At 30.7% G+C, this 16,522-nt stretch carries 16 protein-coding genes; 9 read left to right on the plus strand and 7 right to left on the minus strand.

The features are described 5' to 3' along the window. Window positions 1–210 precede the first annotated feature (210 nt). Entirely contained in the window at window positions 211–843 is a 633-nt protein-coding gene (locus tag LQ694_RS10585) for a hypothetical protein (protein ID WP_196968627.1), read from the plus strand. Window positions 844–1,511: 668 nt separating this feature from the next. On the opposite strand, the gene LQ694_RS10590 is transcribed toward LQ694_RS10585, so the two are convergent. After that, window positions 1,512–1,721 (minus strand): hypothetical protein, encoded by a 210-nt coding sequence (locus LQ694_RS10590; protein WP_058612188.1) that lies wholly within the window; start codon window positions 1,719–1,721, stop codon window positions 1,512–1,514. Window positions 1,722–2,050: 329 nt separating this feature from the next. On the opposite strand from LQ694_RS10590, the gene LQ694_RS10595 reads away from it, so the two are divergent. Next, complete coding sequence (locus LQ694_RS10595; RefSeq protein ID WP_065381051.1) at window positions 2,051–2,158, plus strand: putative holin-like toxin; 108 nt, start codon at window positions 2,051–2,053, stop codon at window positions 2,156–2,158. Between the two features lie 204 nt (window positions 2,159–2,362). Here the strand turns inward: LQ694_RS10595 and LQ694_RS10600 are convergent, their stop codons facing one another. Both LQ694_RS10600 and LQ694_RS10605 read right to left on the minus strand, forming a co-directional pair. Beyond that, window positions 2,363–2,848, minus strand: a complete 486-nt coding sequence (locus LQ694_RS10600; RefSeq protein ID WP_196968626.1) for a tetratricopeptide repeat protein — start codon at window positions 2,846–2,848, stop codon at window positions 2,363–2,365. Between the two features lie 420 nt (window positions 2,849–3,268). Continuing rightward, window positions 3,269–4,354, minus strand: a complete 1,086-nt coding sequence (locus LQ694_RS10605) for a flavin monoamine oxidase family protein (protein WP_196968625.1) — start codon at window positions 4,352–4,354, stop codon at window positions 3,269–3,271. A 495-nt stretch (window positions 4,355–4,849) separates the two neighbouring features. Here LQ694_RS10605 and LQ694_RS10610 point away from each other — a divergent pair, with 495 nt between their 5' ends. Together LQ694_RS10610 and LQ694_RS10615 are read left to right on the plus strand one after the other, a co-directional pair. Further along, entirely contained in the window at window positions 4,850–5,317 is a 468-nt protein-coding gene (locus LQ694_RS10610) for a GNAT family N-acetyltransferase (protein ID WP_058612184.1), read from the plus strand. A 34-nt stretch (window positions 5,318–5,351) separates the two neighbouring features. Further along, the gene (locus tag LQ694_RS10615; protein WP_196968623.1) at window positions 5,352–6,080 is read left to right on the plus strand and encodes an alpha/beta hydrolase; all 729 of its coding nucleotides are present in this window, start codon (window positions 5,352–5,354) and stop codon (window positions 6,078–6,080) included. Between the two features lie 34 nt (window positions 6,081–6,114). Here LQ694_RS10615 and LQ694_RS10620 read toward each other — a convergent pair whose 3' ends face one another. Further along, entirely contained in the window at window positions 6,115–7,053 is a 939-nt protein-coding gene (locus LQ694_RS10620) for a 1,4-dihydroxy-2-naphthoate polyprenyltransferase (protein WP_025905471.1), read from the minus strand. A 205-nt stretch (window positions 7,054–7,258) separates the two neighbouring features. Between LQ694_RS10620 and LQ694_RS10625 the strand changes: the two genes are divergently transcribed. Genes LQ694_RS10625 through menB form a run of 4 tightly spaced genes read left to right on the plus strand, consistent with a single transcriptional unit; the run spans window position 7,259 to window position 11,871 of the window. Continuing rightward, entirely contained in the window at window positions 7,259–8,593 is a 1,335-nt protein-coding gene (locus tag LQ694_RS10625; protein WP_239772030.1) for an isochorismate synthase, read from the plus strand. Between the two features lie 2 nt (window positions 8,594–8,595). After that, complete coding sequence (gene menD / locus LQ694_RS10630; RefSeq protein WP_196968622.1) at window positions 8,596–10,275, plus strand: 2-succinyl-5-enolpyruvyl-6-hydroxy-3-cyclohexene-1-carboxylic-acid synthase; 1,680 nt, start codon at window positions 8,596–8,598, stop codon at window positions 10,273–10,275. Continuing rightward, window positions 10,256–11,077 carry a 2-succinyl-6-hydroxy-2,4-cyclohexadiene-1-carboxylate synthase gene (menH, locus tag LQ694_RS10635; protein WP_196968621.1) on the plus strand — a complete coding sequence of 274 codons (822 nt, stop codon included), beginning with the start codon at window positions 10,256–10,258 and terminating at the stop codon, window positions 11,075–11,077. The genes menD and menH overlap by 20 nt, the downstream gene beginning before the upstream one ends. Then, window positions 11,050–11,871, plus strand: a complete 822-nt coding sequence (gene menB, locus LQ694_RS10640) for a 1,4-dihydroxy-2-naphthoyl-CoA synthase (protein WP_171992079.1) — start codon at window positions 11,050–11,052, stop codon at window positions 11,869–11,871. The genes menH and menB overlap by 28 nt, the downstream gene beginning before the upstream one ends. A 65-nt stretch (window positions 11,872–11,936) precedes the next feature. Here menB and LQ694_RS10645 read toward each other — a convergent pair whose 3' ends face one another. Next, window positions 11,937–13,535: a M20/M25/M40 family metallo-hydrolase gene (locus LQ694_RS10645; RefSeq protein ID WP_196968620.1), complete on the minus strand. Its 1,599-nt coding sequence runs from the start codon at window positions 13,533–13,535 to the stop codon at window positions 11,937–11,939. Between the two features lie 15 nt (window positions 13,536–13,550). Then, window positions 13,551–14,708, minus strand: a complete 1,158-nt coding sequence (locus LQ694_RS10650) for an aminotransferase class I/II-fold pyridoxal phosphate-dependent enzyme (protein WP_049319891.1) — start codon at window positions 14,706–14,708, stop codon at window positions 13,551–13,553. Between the two features lie 126 nt (window positions 14,709–14,834). On the opposite strand from LQ694_RS10650, the gene LQ694_RS10655 reads away from it, so the two are divergent. Further along, window positions 14,835–15,371 carry a hypothetical protein gene (locus tag LQ694_RS10655; protein ID WP_025905464.1) on the plus strand — a complete coding sequence of 179 codons (537 nt, stop codon included), beginning with the start codon at window positions 14,835–14,837 and terminating at the stop codon, window positions 15,369–15,371. 52 nt (window positions 15,372–15,423) lie between these two features. Here LQ694_RS10655 and LQ694_RS10660 read toward each other — a convergent pair whose 3' ends face one another. Further along, entirely contained in the window at window positions 15,424–16,425 is a 1,002-nt protein-coding gene (locus LQ694_RS10660; protein ID WP_058612177.1) for an acyltransferase family protein, read from the minus strand. Window positions 16,426–16,522: the final 97 nt, after the last annotated feature.

Consider the following 16,522-nt stretch of genomic DNA (forward strand, 5'->3'; position numbering starts at 1 on the left):
TTCATCTTACTAGTTTATTTATTATGTTTTAATATATCTATGTGTGAGAGTTAAATATACATTAAGTTGATTGGCGAGATAATTGTCGCATTCAAGATAAAGACCCACTTTAATTAGTGGGTCTTTTTTTGTGAAAAATCAAATTATTTATTATCAACTATATACATATTTTGGATAATTGGTATATAATGTAAAAAAGGAGGTTTTATAATGAAGTTGCAAAAGTATATTATTTTAATATTAGTATTAGGACTAGTTAGTACTGTCATATCACCATTTGCTGAAGCTAAAGAGAACGAAAATGAGTTTAATGTAGGTGATGTTATAGTAGATGACCAGAAATACATAGAAGTTAGTAATTATGATGAATATATTAATGCCAATGGACCTGTAGCTATAGACCTTGATAATTTAACTGAAGATGATCAAAAGAAAATCATAGATTTTGAAAATAAAGTTAATAGTAATACTTCGTTTAGGTCGGCGGTGCCAGCTGCAAGAAATAAATGTTATAATAAGAAAAATTTAAAGAAAAAGTATTACACTCAACGTATATCAAATAAGCAATTAATAGGAACTGCTACAGCTATAAAAGGAAGTAGGATTAGTGGAAAAGCTATAGCTAAATCATTAGGTAGAAAAGCTTTGGCTAAATTTTTAGGTGGACCAATTACATCAATTGCGCAAGGAGGTTTTTTAATAGCTGGTGGAGGTAATATGGCTCTTGGTAAAAATGGTTTTGTGATAAAAGGCTATAAAAGACATTTATGGCTGAAAACACACCCTAGAGGGTCGTCAGTTTGTTATTATGATAATAGAGTTACATCTGTAAATAGATACTAAAAAAGTCGGGTTAATATGCCCGACTTTTTTAAATTTATATAACTAAAAATAAGATTATGGAAAATATAAATAAAAATATAGATATAAATATATTGAATTTTGCCTTTTCTCTAACGTCTGCTAAAAAAAATAGGGATAAAGATAGTAAAATTATAGGTAAGAAATAGTTACTATCCATATAAATGAAAGCAATTATTAAAGTTAAAAAGCCTAAAACTATAAATGACCAAAAGGCGATTTTTGTTTTGAAAATATTAATAGGTATTACACTCCTTTATATGTTTAATGTTATAATCTATTATTATCATAATTTTACAAATAAAGGAAGTTAAAATTTATATTTGGTTTAAAGAGGTGTAATATTTAACTTTATCTTCACTTAAAAACCTCTCCTACAATTAGTATTTTTCATTATAGGAATAGTCTTTTTGTAAAGTATAGATAAAATTTGATGTGTCAAATGTGTGTCAAAATGATCCAGTTTATTATGTATTTATCTGAAAGTATAAGCGCCAAAAACCTTATAATATAAGGCTTTCTGTTATTATCTGAAAGTATATTAAAGGACTCCATCTCCGCTCAGATTAATTAGTCACGTATAGTGAAAAGAAAAAACCTTGATAACTCAGGGTTTTTTCTTTTTTTATGTATATTTTTATTTCTAGCTCTTATCTTATTTTTCTATTTTTATTTTGTTTGCTAGCATCTAATACCTTTGAAACGAGAAGAGTGAGCATAATTGTAAAGATTATCATGCTAATTACAGCAATTACTCTAGCGATAGGGTTTTCTTTATAAATAACAGCGTAGAATCCTTGTATAAAGAATAATATGTAGATGGGTAATGTAGATAATAATATGTACTTTGGTTGCTTCATATTTTCACTCCTTGTAATGATTTAAATCATAAAAAATAGCCATCTTTAACTTTGGCATGTTAAATGGCTATTTTTATAGTAATTAACAAAGCCATCGTTTTTATAACTGGCTCATTGGACAATGTGTTACAGCACGTTGTTTTCTCGTTTGTATAAAATCATAATTTGGAATATTTTATCTATTATGGTCTTGAATATATATATAACAAATACTGGGAATTTGGTATATTATAACAGAGCAAGTTGTATAGATGGTGGCCGATCTTAGTATAAAGTGAGGTGATGCTTATGAAAGTATCAACTAAATCTTTAGAAAGGAGAAGGCTCTAGTGGTACCAATTGGCGATGCGCTAAACTTAATGTTTAGTTTCGGTAGTTTTATCGTACTATTATTAGGTTTAGTAATCACAATTGTTAAATTAAACCAAAAAAAATAAACCATCTCTTTCAACTATAGACCTGTTAGAGATGATTTATTTAATCATTTGTAAATAAGGTCACCGTCTTTATAACGGGCTCATTGGACAACGTACACCAACACGTTGTCCTTTTTTTCAATTGAATTATAACATAATTTGGTAGAACTTGTCTATTTTATAGTTGAATTATTACATGTGACCTTCTATATAAATATGTATATATCACTTGAATATCTTATCTAGATTTTCATTGTAAAATTTCAAAGCATTTTTATATTCATGAATCTCAGTATTATCAACATTTGTTAGCAATGTATCAATTAATAGAGAAACAGACTCCTGATTATTATTCATATTATAATGTGTAATAGCAAGAAAAATTTTCAATACAGGGCTGTCATCAAATTTTGTTAATCCTTCATTTAAAATCTGCTCAGCTTCTTTGTATTTGCCAATACTTCTATAAGTACTTCCTAAACCTATATAAGTATCTTTTAGATATATTAGGTCTAAATTGTTATTAATAGCTTTATGATAATAATTAATAGCCTCGTGTTCTAATCCTAAATTATCTAGACACCATGCCATTTGATAATTGTAATATGCATTGTTAGGATCTTCGCTTAATATATCTTCCATTTTTTCTTTTGCTTTTATATATTCTTTCTTTGATCTTAATTCGATAACTTCGTCGATCGTATTCGTCATCATAAACCCCTCCAATAAGATAATATTACACTATCTATTTAATATTATCCATACACCTTATTATATCCAATTTATGTAAAATGTATTTACAAATTACAACCAAAAATTATAATAAATAAAAAGAGCTAATTTTCGTTTTATAGAAAGGGGAAGGAAAGTTGAAAAGAAAAATAAATAAAACGGGAATTGTAATATGTCTTATTTATTGTTTTGTTATGTATTTTATATTAAGTATGTATGATCAGCACATTGGCAACCATGACAATAATACACACTACGTATTATTACCAATAGGAGTAGTGATAATAAAAATTATTTTTGAATATATCATTAAGAAAGATATTTTTGATAAAGAACAAAAGTAAAATAAAAACCTTCTCTTAAGACTATCGATTAGTTTGAGAAGGTTTATTTTTTAGATTAGTGTTTGTTATATTCACTTAAAATTTGTTTGAAGGTTGAATGAGCAGAATTTAATGCACCTTCTAAATGACCGCCATTTTTCTGATCGTATTCTGTACCAGCGAAGTATATTCTTTCTGGTGGGTTAACGGGTGGTTCATATGTTGGAAAGCTTTCTATATTTAATTTATCTCCTGAAGTGGTCATATAAGTATCTTGTGACCAATCTTTATAATAAATGGATTGATAATTTTGAATTTCATCCCCGAATAGTGTTGTTAATTGATTTACAACTTTAGTTTTAATTTCTTGTTCTGTAAGTTTACTTCTACTTTCTGGTGAAAGACTAAAGAATCCAAATAATGCAGCGTTACCTTCATCCGTTGTTGCATCGTAAACTTCTCTTAAAGGTCCTACCCAACTAATGACATTACCAGATAAGTTCTGCTCTCTCCAAAATGGCGATTTATATGTTAATACTATTTTAGCTTGAGCACCCATCCATGTTGGTTTATTTAATAAATCTAAATAGGTTTCTTGATTGAATTTGGGTGAGAATGTTATATTTTCTAGCAATAAACGAGGTGGTAAACATAGTACAACTTTGTTTGCTGTATATGAAATTGATTTCTTAGTTTCATTATTAAAAGCATCAATCGTATAATTGTCATTATTTTTAGTGACTTTTTCAACTATTGTATGAGTATGTATCGATTCATTGGGAATATCTTTTTTTATAACATCAATTAGTTTTTTGACACCACCAATAATACGATAACTTTTACTATTTACAGCATCAGAATCAAATGATTTTATATTGCTGTCATTACTCAGCTGTAATAAACTTTTTCCATTATTAAACTGCTCCATAGTTGGGATATTTAAATCTTTAATTAATTGTGTAATCGTAGGTTCTTTTTCTGGCCAATACCAAGTAGGTCCTAAATCGAAGTAATTTTTTTCATCTTCAATTTGTGTCAAAACTCTTCCACCTAAGTGTTCCCTTGCTTCTAAAATTTTATAAGGAATATTCTCTTTTTGTAGAAGGGATGCTAATCTTAGTCCAGCTATTCCGCCTCCAATGATTATGATATGATCATTCATCTTATACATCCTTTCTTTTTGAAAATTAAGATTATTATATCAAAAGGATATATAGTATAAAATACTTTTATCATTCTCTTAAGCGGTTTAGTAATCGCAATTGTAAAAATGAACCAAAAAAAATAAACCATCTCTAACAACTTTTGACTAAAGAGAGATGATTTATTAAATCATTTGTAAATAAGGTCACCGTCTTTAAAACGGGCTCATTGGACAATGTGTAGTAGCACGTTGTCCTTCTTCAAAGAAATAATAACACAATTTGGCAATATTTGTCTATTGTGAAAAATTAATGATTAAGAGGTGTCTTCGATATGAAAGCAAGTATAAGTATTCGTAAAACGACGAAGAAAGAGAAGATTGAATCGCTAGTTGCTGTGAGTATTTTGATTTTAGGGATTTTGTTTATTAAATGGTTAAACAAATAATTGTATTTTTGTTTCTAATTTTTAGAAGTGTATAATGAACCTAAATATAGAGATTGGTGGGGATTATATGACTGTTGAATTAAAATTAATGGAAATGCAGGACTTTAATGATTTTTATGAGGTTTCTTTGAAAGAATTTGCTGATGAACAAGTGAAAAGTGGTTCTTGGTCAGTTGAAGAAGCCGATGAAAGAGGTAGAGCATATTTTAAGAAACTTCTACCTGATGGTTTACATACGGAAGGTCATAAAATTTTTAATATCTTTAATGAAGGGGATAAGGTTGGTATTTTATGGCTACATGTTTTCGAGAAAGATCATGTATTAAAGAGCTTTATTTACGATATTAAAATTGACGAATCTGAAAGAGGTAAAGGTTTAGGTAAAATGACGATGCAAGCTTTAGATGAGTATTGCAAGGAACATGACATTAAAAGTATTCGACTCCATGTTTTCGGTCATAATCAAATTGCATATGAGTTATATAAAAAAATGGGGTTTGAAACGACAAACTATTATATGGAAAAAGCGTTATAATAGGGATATCGAAATTGAAATCGGAGTGATTTGATTGTTGAAATTGAAAGAATCTCAAAATGTATTTTTAAAAGGTGGAGATGAAGCGGTTATATTATTGCATTCATTTACAGGTACAGTAAGAGATGTAAAAGCTTTAGCAGAGTTTCTAAACGAAGCGGGATACACGTGTTATATTCCAGCTTATAAAGGACATGGATTAAGTTTAGAAGGTTTATTAGCTTATACGACAAATGATTGGTGGGAGCAGGTACGTGATAGCTATCACTATTTAAAGGATAGTGGATACGAAAATATTCATGTGCTTGGTGTTTCATTAGGTGCGCTTATGTCTTTAAAACTTGTCGAAACATATGATGTGAAGAAATGTATAGCAATGTCTACACCTCATAATAGAACAAATAAAGATATTAAAAGAAGACTCTATCATTATGGAGAAAGAATTAACCAGATCCAAGATTTAGATGAAGATGAAAGTAAACGCCAACTTGCACTCATTGATGATTATGACGAAGGTGCACGTATTTTCACATCATTTATAGAGGATATTATGAATCATTTAGAAGCAGTAAAAATACCTATATCTATAAAATATGGAGAATTAGATCAAACATTCTATCGAGATAGTGCAGAGAAAATATTTCATGATATAGCATCAGAACACAAAGAATTAACAGCCTATAAAAATGCAACACATTTAATGACAAGAAGTGACGATAAAGAACAAATTGAACAAGATATACTTGAGTTCTTAAAATATTAAGACCATGCCAACATTTGTTGGCATGGTCTTATTTTTATAATCCACCTAATAAACCACTAATATATACACCAAGTGCTAATAACAATCCGAAGATTGTGTTTGCTTTACCTGTAGCTGCCATTGCAGGCATCATTGTTTGTGGTGTGTCATTTTTGTTAAATCGACGTACGGCTTTGATTGGGAATGGTGCAGATATTAAGACGAGCAACCATAAAAGAGAGCCGTATGGTTTAAATAATGCTAAGTAAATAACAAAGACATATGCGAAAATATAAAGAATTGCCATAGTCATGATAGATAGTCTTTTACCGACTAAGATCGCGTAAGTCTTTCTACCACTTTGTTTGTCTTTTTCGCGGTCCCTAATGTTATTTGCTAAGTTGATAAGTCCGATTGTAATAGAAACAGGGATACTTAATAATGCTGGATAAAAGCTTAAAGTACCTGTTTGTATATAGAATGAAATCATGACAATTACAAATCCCATGAAGAATCCAGCAAATATTTCACCGAATGGCGTCCATGAAATAGGGATTGGTCCACCTGTATAAAAATAACCGATTGCCATACAAACTAATCCTATTGGTATTAATAGCCATGTACTTTGCATGCATATGTAAATACCTAATATGACAGCTATAACATAGAATGCTATTGCTAAATTATAAACGGATTTAGGAGACATACCATTTCTTACAATTGCGCCTCCGATACCGACAGAAGTATGGTCATCTAATCCTCGCTTATAATCAAAGTATTCATTAAACATATTAGTTGCTGCTTGTATTAAAATACTTGCGAGTAACATTGCTAATACGACTGAAATTTTAATGGATGCTTCAGCACCTGTTAAAAAAATCTTTGATGAAGCGGTACCCAATAGGACAGGAACAAATGATGCTGTTAGTGTATGTGGTCTCATCAAATGATAATATTTTTTCAAGCCTGAATGCTGTGATAAATTTTGTGACATGTATTTACCTCTTAAATTTATATTTTTGACAGTATTAGTATATGCTTTCGCTATCAATTGGTCAATCACTGTAATTGTGTAAAATTTTAATTTATATTCTGTATTTAAAGTACAATATTAACGCATGTTGACTTAAAAAATGATAAAATAAGTAGATAGATATTTTTCGGAAAGAAGTGGAAGTGAAATGGCCTTGAGGACGGATTTGAAGCAACAGATAATTTCTGAAATCGATGGAAATAAAAATTATATTTCAGTTGAAATTGAGCTTCAATATCAACCAGATTTAATCCATTTATTAAGGGAAGAAATCAATTATACAGGACAACATTTTTATTACAAATCTAAAGATTCTAAATTAGAAATGTGCGGAATTGGATATTTATTAGAAGCTAGGTATTCGCATCTAGAACATGATGATATATATGAATACTGGCAAAATATTAAAGAACAATTAAATACGATTAAGTTACATGATGAAAAGCACCATCTAAAATTCTTTGGTGGCTTTCAATTTTCAGAGCATTCATTAACGAATGAATGGAAAGATTACGGGATGAGTCATTTTGTATTGCCTAAATATTTGGTGACAAAAGAAAATGGTCATTATTATCTTACTTATACGGATCATGGTAACAAATTCGATATCGATAATATTAACGAAGTTATAAGTATTTTAGAAACAGAAAATGAAAAAATCGAATCGAGTGAACCTGTAGTAGTGGATAATAAAGATATTCAAAGTGAAGAATGGAAAGCATTAGTTACTAAAGTTGTTTCACAAATGAATGAATCTGTAGCCCTACAAAAAGTCGTACTATCTCGAAGAAGACAAATTGAATTTGAAAATCATGTTAATGTTGAAGATGCATTACAAAGATCATTAGATTCAAATGAATCAAGCTATTTATTGCTATTTGAATCAGGTAATTCCCAATTTATTTCACAAACACCTGAACAACTTTGCCAAATAGAAGATGGTAAACTATATACAAATGCAATTGCTGGTACGATTTTAAGAACAGAAGACGAATCAAAGAATGATGAATTAAAAGATGAACTTCTAAATGATTCTAAAAATCAATTTGAACATCGTTATGTAGTGGATAGTATCATTCATGACATTCAATCATTTACGAAACAAATTGAATACGATAAAAAGCCAACCATACTCACAAACAAACATTTATATCATTTATATACGAAAATACAAGCAGATTTACTATCTGAAAATGTATTAGAAATTGTTAATCAATTGCATCCAACGCCAGCATTAGGAGGATTTCCTAAAGTTGAAGCGATTAAATTTATAGAACATGAAGAGTTCGGAACAAGAGGGTTTTACGGCGCACCATTAGGTTATATAGATTTAGAAAATAATGGTGAATTTGTTGTATCTATTCGTTCTATGTTAGTGAATAATCATACTGCAACATTGTATTCAGGTTGTGGTATTGTAAAAGATTCTGAAGCAATATCTGAGTTTGAAGAAACAGACTTAAAATTTAAACCAATGTTGAAAGCACTAGGAGTGATGTAGAATTGAGTACACATATTGAAAGTCTCACTAAACAAGTATTTACATTTGTTTCTAAATTATATGAATATGGTGTCGATGATGTTGTTATTAGTCCTGGATCACGATCTACACCATTAGCAATAGCTTGTGAACGACATCCGCATTTAAAAACATGGGTTCATCCAGATGAAAGAAGCGCAGCATTTTTTGCACTTGGTATAATCAAAGCAAGTCAAAAGCCTGTCGCAATCATTTGTACTTCAGGAACGGCTGCATCTAATTATATGCCAGCTGTTTCTGAAGCGTTTATTAGTCGATTACCACTTGTTGTTGTAACGAGTGATAGACCACATGAATTACGTAATGTGGGTGCACCTCAAGCAATCAATCAAGTGAATATGTTCCAAAACTTTACGAAGTTTCAATTTGATATGCCTATAGCTGATGAGTCAGAAGGTACATTAAATGTAATTAATATGAATATGATTAAAGCTGAGAAGCATTTTGTTGGTCCACAAAGAGGACCTGTACATTTTAATTTTCCATTTAGAGAGCCGTTAATTCCTAATGTGAAATTAAGAAGATATTTGTCTTCTAAAAGAAAATTAGAAACAAAATACCAAAAATCGATTGATTTTACGAGTATACAAACATATATCGAAAAACCAAGAGGTGTCGTTATTGTAGGAGATACACAAGGTCAAGATTTATCTCAAATATTAACTTATTCAGCTATCCATAATATTCCTATATTAGCTGATCCATTAAGTAATTTGAGAAAATTAAATCACCCAAATGTGATTTCTACTTATGATGCACTTTTCAAAGGCGGTTTAAGTATTGAACCGCAATTTATCATCAGAGTGGGGCAACCAGTCGTTTCTAAACATTTAAACAATTGGTTAAAAGAAGTTAAATGTCCACAAATTCTTGTGCAAAATAATGATACACCTGATGCCTATCCTAAAGTACCAACGATTTCAGTGGAACTAAGCCCAAATGATTTCTTCAGACAAGCTCAAGATGTAACACCCACTCAAAACAAGAATTGGTTAGAAAAATGGATAACAATGGATAATGAAGCGAGTGCATTGATTGAAAAATATATCGATGAAGAAACAGATGAAGGTGCTGCAGTAGGTAGTTTATTGAAAAAAATGACTTCTAAAGATACTGTATTTGTTGGTAATAGTATGCCGATAAGAGATGTCGATACATTTAATTTAAACTCAAAAGCTGAAATAGCAGCTAATAGAGGTGCGAATGGTATTGATGGTGTGGTGTCGACTGCACTTGGCATGTCTGTATATAAAAAAGTTACACTTATCATAGGTGACGTTTCATTCTTTCATGATATGAATGGCTTGATTATGAGTAAACTTCATGATTTAGATATTACAATTGTATGCTTAAACAATAATGGTGGTGGCATCTTCAATTACTTAGCTCAAAAAGAAGAAGCACCTGAACATTTTGAAAAATTATTCGGTACACCACTTGATTTAGATTTCCAACATGTTGCGCATCTATATGAGTTAGGATACGAAAAGTTTGAAAGTGTTTCTGATTATAAGAAACAAACATTACCACAATTTGGTTCTTATTTATACGAAATTCTAACGAATAGAGAAGAAAATACCGCAACACATAGACAACTTTTTGAACAAATGAAAGGTATTCAATATGTTAAATCACCGCGTTAAGTCGTATGATGAACATAAACCGTCTATTATTTTATTACACGGCTTCATCAGTGATTATACTTCATTTCATTTAGTTGAGAGTACCTTGAGTAACAAAGGCTTAAATGTAATAACCATTGATTTACCCGGACATGGAAATGATGAATCAAGTTATGATGAAATATGGTCAATGGATTTTATTGTTTCTAAGATTAAAGAAGTCATTGATTATTTAGAACTTGATAAGATTTATTTGCATGGATATTCTATGGGTGGACGTGTTGCGTTAAGCTTTGCTGTGCAATACCCAGACCTATTAAGCGGCTTGATTTTAGAAAGTGCTAGTCCAGGACTTAAAGATCCATCAGATAAGCAGAATAGAATTGAAGTCGATCATAATAGAGCAGCGCGCATTCAAGAAGTTGGATTACATCAGTTTGTCGAGGAATGGTCTAAACTACCATTATTTAATAGTCAATCTTTACTTTCTACTGAAGAAAGAGAACGCATTAAACAGATGAGACTTTCTCAAAATCCCAACGGCTTAAGTAAAGCACTTAAAGATTATGGTACAGGTTCACAACCATCCAATTGGCATCATGTGAATACAATGAATGTGCCAACTTGTATTATCGTCGGTCAAAAAGATGAAAAGTTTATTCAAATAGGTAAACAAATGAACGAAAGTATAAAAAATAGTAAATTTTATATTGTTAATGATGCTGGGCACACAATTCATGTGGAACAACCCTCAAAATTTGATACAATAATAATAGAATTTATTTTAGGAGGCAAATTATGTCAAGACAATGGGAAACTATAAAAGAATATAAAGAAATTAAATATGAATTTTTCGAAGGTATTGCTAAAATTACAATCAACCGTCCAGAAGTACGTAATGCATTCACACCTTTAACAGTTCAAGAAATGATCGATGCTTTCTCTAGAGCTAGAGATGATGAAAGAGTAGGTTCTATCATCTTAACTGGTGAAGGCGACTTAGCATTCTGTTCAGGTGGAGACCAATCTGTTCGTGGACATGGTGGTTACGTTGGCGATGACCAAATTCCAAGATTAAATGTACTAGATTTACAACGTCTTATCCGTGTTATTCCTAAACCAGTAGTAGCTATGGTTAGAGGATATGCTATTGGTGGTGGACACGTACTACATATCGTATGTGACTTAACAATTGCTGCTGAAAATGCAAGATTCGGTCAAACTGGACCTAAAGTAGGTTCATTCGATGCTGGTTATGGTTCAGGCTATTTAGCAAGAATTGTTGGACATAAAAAAGCACGTGAAATTTGGTTCTTATGTCGTCAATACGATGCAAAAGAAGCTATTGATATGGGTCTTGTAAATACAGTTGTACCATTAGATAAAATAGAAGATGAAACTGTTCAATGGTGTAAAGAAATGATGCAACATTCACCAACTGCATTACGTTTCTTAAAAGCTGCTATGAACGCTGACACTGATGGATTAGCTGGTTTACAACAATTCGCTGGTGATGCAACATTGTTATATTACACTTCAGACGAAGCAAAAGAAGGAAGAGACGCTTTCAAAGAAAAACGTCAACCAGACTTCGATCAATTTCCTAAGTTTCCTTAATATTGATACAAATAAAAACAAGAGGTTGAGACATTTCATAATGTCTCAACCTCTCTTTTTTTTCATTATAATAAATGCTTTCTTATGACTTGCTCAATAATTGCAGGTATTTCTTCAAACGCACTTTTCATATTGATGCGTTCTGTTACTTGATGAGCATCTTTACCGATAGGCCCAATATTAATAACTGGTGCACTTATTTCTTGTATATCTTTAAATGGTATAAAGTATGATTGATTAAACACAGGTGTTTGTTCAATATAACTTTCAAATCCTAAATCGTCTTGTCTATATTTGGCGTAACTCAGATCACTAATGCCATTAAAGAAATATTGTCTTTTTGAAACTCTATCAAACTGACTTAAAGATGTATCACAAACAGATTGAACAATTTCATCAATAAATGTATCTTCAGAAGAGTGCGCAGCTGGATAATAAGGTGGCGCAAAAAATGTCACAACACTTGGTCCTAAACCTTTTAACATATGCATAAAACGGTCTGTAATTTCTATAGATTGTGCTCTTTCATCATGAATTTCATGAACTGTTTGTTCAATAATTTGATTAATTTTACTTTCACCATATTCTTTTATTGCGCGTGCTTTTAATTCTTTGAAAGTTAAAAGGTTAATTGATAATGTTTTATCAAAACCCTCAGATTTTAATGTTTCTTGGTATGCTTTTTCGCAAGTATGAATAGCATCTCTGACAACATCATTAAATATTTTAAAAGCTTGTTCTGCATTTCTGTTAAATAAGAATACATTATATAATGAAACAGTTCTAAATGGTGTTTGAACGTCATAATGATCTTTAATATCTCTACTCATGAGAGAAACTGGAAGCGGCGTCGTTTCATCTTTGTATGTTTCCTTAAACAAAGTACAGTATTCCATTTTGCTATTAATAAAGCTTTGTATGTAATTCGAACTAATACCATTCAATGGTTGTCCAACATGTGTTTCTTTACCATAGCATAATACTGAAGGCATAATTTTGCCTATTGTCCCTGAATATACATAATGATTTGGGTCATTTTCTGCTTGTGAAAAAGTAGGTTCACTGTTTAAATGTAAAGCTATATCTAAATGATCTTCCTTACGAATTTGATTGAGCTTTTGAACGGCTGCATGCATACCTTTAGACTCAACTTCTTCATCAGGTACTGAAACAACGATTATGTTAATATCCCATGATTCTTGTATTGCTTTTTCTATCATAGACATATGTATCATAAGACCTGGTTTCATATCCATTGAACCACGCCCAAATAAATAATTGTGCGTTTGGATATCTTTTTTAGCATCAGGCGTTAAGTATTTCATATCTTGTCTAAATATTTCTGTGATTTTATCCATATCAAAAGCATCATCTTTATATTCGCTATAATCATCGATACCAACAGTATCAAAATGACTTATACAAACGAGCGTTTTTTTAGATTGTGGTGCTTTGTAATATGCAAGAACTGCATGACGACCATCCCCAGTCGGTTGCAGCATAACTTGATGAGCATTACGCTTAAAATAATCTAACTTTAAGTATTGATCTCTTAAAAAGTAAGGAAAAGTCTTTTCTCCTTCTGAATGTGTTATAGATTGATGTCTGACTAAACTTTTAAGTAAATCACTTCTATTTTCAAACGTTTGCCATAATAAATCCATTGTATTTCAGCCCCTTTAAAATAGTTCTTGAATCATTCTTTCTAATCTATTCAGTCCTTCTTCAAGTGCTTCTAAATTATAAGCATATGAAATTCTAATATAGCCCTTACCAATATGGGTGAAAGCTGAACCTGGTACAATCGCGACATGGTAATCTTCAAGTGCTTTCATACAGAATTCATAATCATCCATTCCGAAATGTGAAATTTGTGGGAAAATGTAAAATGCACCTTGTGGTTTTTCATTTAATTTAAAGCCTATGTCAATCAATCGCTTGTATACATAATCTCTACGTTCTATATATGCTTTATTCATTTCCTTAGGCGAATCAATTGCATTTGTTAGTGCTTCAATTGCAGCGTATTGGCTCGGCACATTCGCACAAATACAATTATAGGCATGTACAAAGGTTAATTGTTTCATAACATATTGTGGTCCTAATAAGAATCCGATTCTTAGACCAGTCATTGAATGTGATTTACTCAAACCACCTAGTAAAATACATTGATCTTTGATTACGTCATACGAAGCGAAAGATGTATGAGTCTGATTAAATGTATTTTCTGCATATATCTCATCACTGACAACATAAATAGGGTAGTCTTTAAATACATCAACAAGTGCTTCTACTTCTTGTTGATTCAACGTAATTCCAGTAGGGTTATTTGGATAATTCAGCAAGATAGCTTTTGTTTTATCAGTTATATGAGATTCAACTAATTCAGGCGTTATTTTGAGGCCAGTTTGGGTAGTATCTATGTATATAGGTTTAGCACCTAACAATTCAATAAGTGGGACATACCCAGCATATACTGGTGAAGGAATTAATACTTCATCGCCATGTTCAAGAATACCTCTTAATGTCGTGTCTAACGCTTCGCTTGCACCATTTGTGATAAGGATTTCATCTGTTTCAAATGAAGCATTAAAGCGATTTTTATAATATTGTGCAACGATTTTTCTCAATTCTGGTAACCCAGCATTATGAGAATAAGATGTAAAGTTATGATCAACTGCTTGTTTCATTGCATCTTTAACACTTGTTGGTACAGGAAAATCGGGTTGACCAACTGTTAAGTTAATCACATCATCAATTTCAGGTATACGGTTAGATATCGCTCTAATTCCAGACACTTGAAGTTGAGATGCAAATTTATTTAATGGTAATTGCATTTTTTTCACCTCTTCAAAACGATAGTTTAATTATAACTTTAAAAAGCATACAAATAAATGAATATAGCAAAAATTTAGAAAACGTATTACAATAAGGGAAACATTACAATAATAGGGGATGTTTATATGGTGAATTTAGCTAATATGAATCAACGATTAAAGTTACTACTATCTTTAAATATTTTTGATTGGTTACCACATCCAACGTTTGTATTAATACAAAATAATGATGAACAATGGATGGTTTCGTTTGAAGAAGATTCAATACATATTTGTAGAGCAGAAGCTCAATTACCACATTTTCATCGATATTATTTCGGACAAGATAATCGACTTATTAAGAATGCGCAATTCCATATCAAATTTAAAGTGAAAGAAGAACTATCGTTAGACGAAAGAAAATTTGTTTCAGATTTTATGCAACCAACGTCTAAAAAAGAGAATCCAATATTATTTATTCAGTCAGATACACCGTATACGCAAGAGTGGGTAGATTATTTAACATACTTATTAAGCGCGAGTTATGAAGTATTAGAAAATCTTTATAATAACAATCATGAGTTAGCGCCCATTACACATAAACATGTACAAATACCAGCCTATTTATTAAATAGTGAAGATAAATTTATAGGAACGATATCGTATGCAACATTAATTAGATAAACAAAAAAGCCAATCCTTAAGTTATGTACTCAAAGGATTGGCTTTTAAATGCTTATTTTTTCTTTTTTGGTGGCTTTTTAATGTTAACAACAGGATTTGCATAATGTCTTACAATGTCGCTACTAAAGAAGTACACAATAGCAATTGTTATAAGAATAATAGCAACCCAAACATAGGGTTGGTCTAATAACATTTGATCCCATTCTTTTGAACGAAATAGACCTACGAAAAGGCCATGTAGTAAATAAATAAACATTGTTCGAGAGCCAATATAAGTTAATGGTAACTTACGCTCTGGTATTAAGTTTAAGAAACTAAATGTTGAAACGAAAATGACAACATATATGAATAATCTTTTAAATGCACTATAAACATCTACATCGCCTTCAAGTGCTGAATATGGTTTGCTACCAAATAACCATTCAAAGTTATAGTCAGTTAGTAAATAAGCGATAAAGATAACGATTAAACTAATGGAAGATAACCACATATGTTTTTTATTTCTTAAAATAAATGACTGTTCTTTATTAATGTAATAGCCTAATAAGAAAATTGGGAAGAATACAAATGTTCTTGATAGACTAAGTTTTGCATTAATAAAGTCAAAATAACCGACAACTAAACCTAATAATATTGCTACTGTGAATGTGATATATGGATTGAAGTTTCTCACAAAATGCAAAATAATATGCCATGAGAATAAACTTACTAAGAACCACATTGCCCATTGTGGATCGAAGGGACTAATATTTAATGTATCGTCTCTATCAATATAGTAGTAATATAAACCATAAAATAATTGGAATATTAAATAAGGTAATAAGAGTTTGATTGTAATTTTTTTTATGTAACCTGGTTTTCCTACACCTTTAGCAAAGAATCCTGATATCAGTACAAATGCTGGCATATGGAAACTGTAAATAAACATATATAGTGCTTTGAAAATATGACTTTCATTAACATAAGATCTTGTTAAATGACCGAATACAACTAACACAATTAAGAAAAATCGCGCGTTATCAAAATAATGGTCTCTTTCTTTTTCGTTTGCCATGAAAAGTGCTCCCCTAAAACGATAATCTACAATTTGCTTGAAATGTAGATTATAAATTAAATTTTTCAAAAGTACAAATAATTTTATTTCGTTAATA

It is taken from the genome of Mammaliicoccus sp. P-M58 (assembly GCF_022386165.1).
GTDB classification, from domain to species: Bacteria; Bacillota; Bacilli; order Staphylococcales; family Staphylococcaceae; genus Mammaliicoccus; species Mammaliicoccus sciuri.

What these genes read in the sequence shown, in the direction of transcription:
- LQ694_RS10585 (WP_196968627.1), top strand. Translation starts at nt 211, where the DNA reads ATGAAGTTGCAAAAGTATATTATTTTAATATTAGTATTAGGACTAGTT.
- LQ694_RS10590 (WP_058612188.1), bottom strand. Translation starts at nt 1,721, where the DNA reads ATGAAGCAACCAAAGTACATATTATTATCTACATTACCCATCTACATA.
- LQ694_RS10600 (WP_196968626.1), bottom strand. Translation starts at nt 2,848, where the DNA reads ATGACGAATACGATCGACGAAGTTATCGAATTAAGATCAAAGAAAGAA.
- LQ694_RS10605 (WP_196968625.1), bottom strand. Translation starts at nt 4,354, where the DNA reads ATGAATGATCATATCATAATCATTGGAGGCGGAATAGCTGGACTAAGA.
- LQ694_RS10610 (WP_058612184.1), top strand. Translation starts at nt 4,850, where the DNA reads ATGACTGTTGAATTAAAATTAATGGAAATGCAGGACTTTAATGATTTT.
- LQ694_RS10620 (WP_025905471.1), bottom strand. Translation starts at nt 7,053, where the DNA reads ATGTCACAAAATTTATCACAGCATTCAGGCTTGAAAAAATATTATCAT.
- menH (WP_196968621.1), top strand. Translation starts at nt 10,256, where the DNA reads ATGTTAAATCACCGCGTTAAGTCGTATGATGAACATAAACCGTCTATT.
- LQ694_RS10645 (WP_196968620.1), bottom strand. Translation starts at nt 13,535, where the DNA reads ATGGATTTATTATGGCAAACGTTTGAAAATAGAAGTGATTTACTTAAA.
- LQ694_RS10650 (WP_049319891.1), bottom strand. Translation starts at nt 14,708, where the DNA reads ATGCAATTACCATTAAATAAATTTGCATCTCAACTTCAAGTGTCTGGA.
- LQ694_RS10655 (WP_025905464.1), top strand. Translation starts at nt 14,835, where the DNA reads ATGGTGAATTTAGCTAATATGAATCAACGATTAAAGTTACTACTATCT.
- LQ694_RS10660 (WP_058612177.1), bottom strand. Translation starts at nt 16,425, where the DNA reads ATGGCAAACGAAAAAGAAAGAGACCATTATTTTGATAACGCGCGATTT.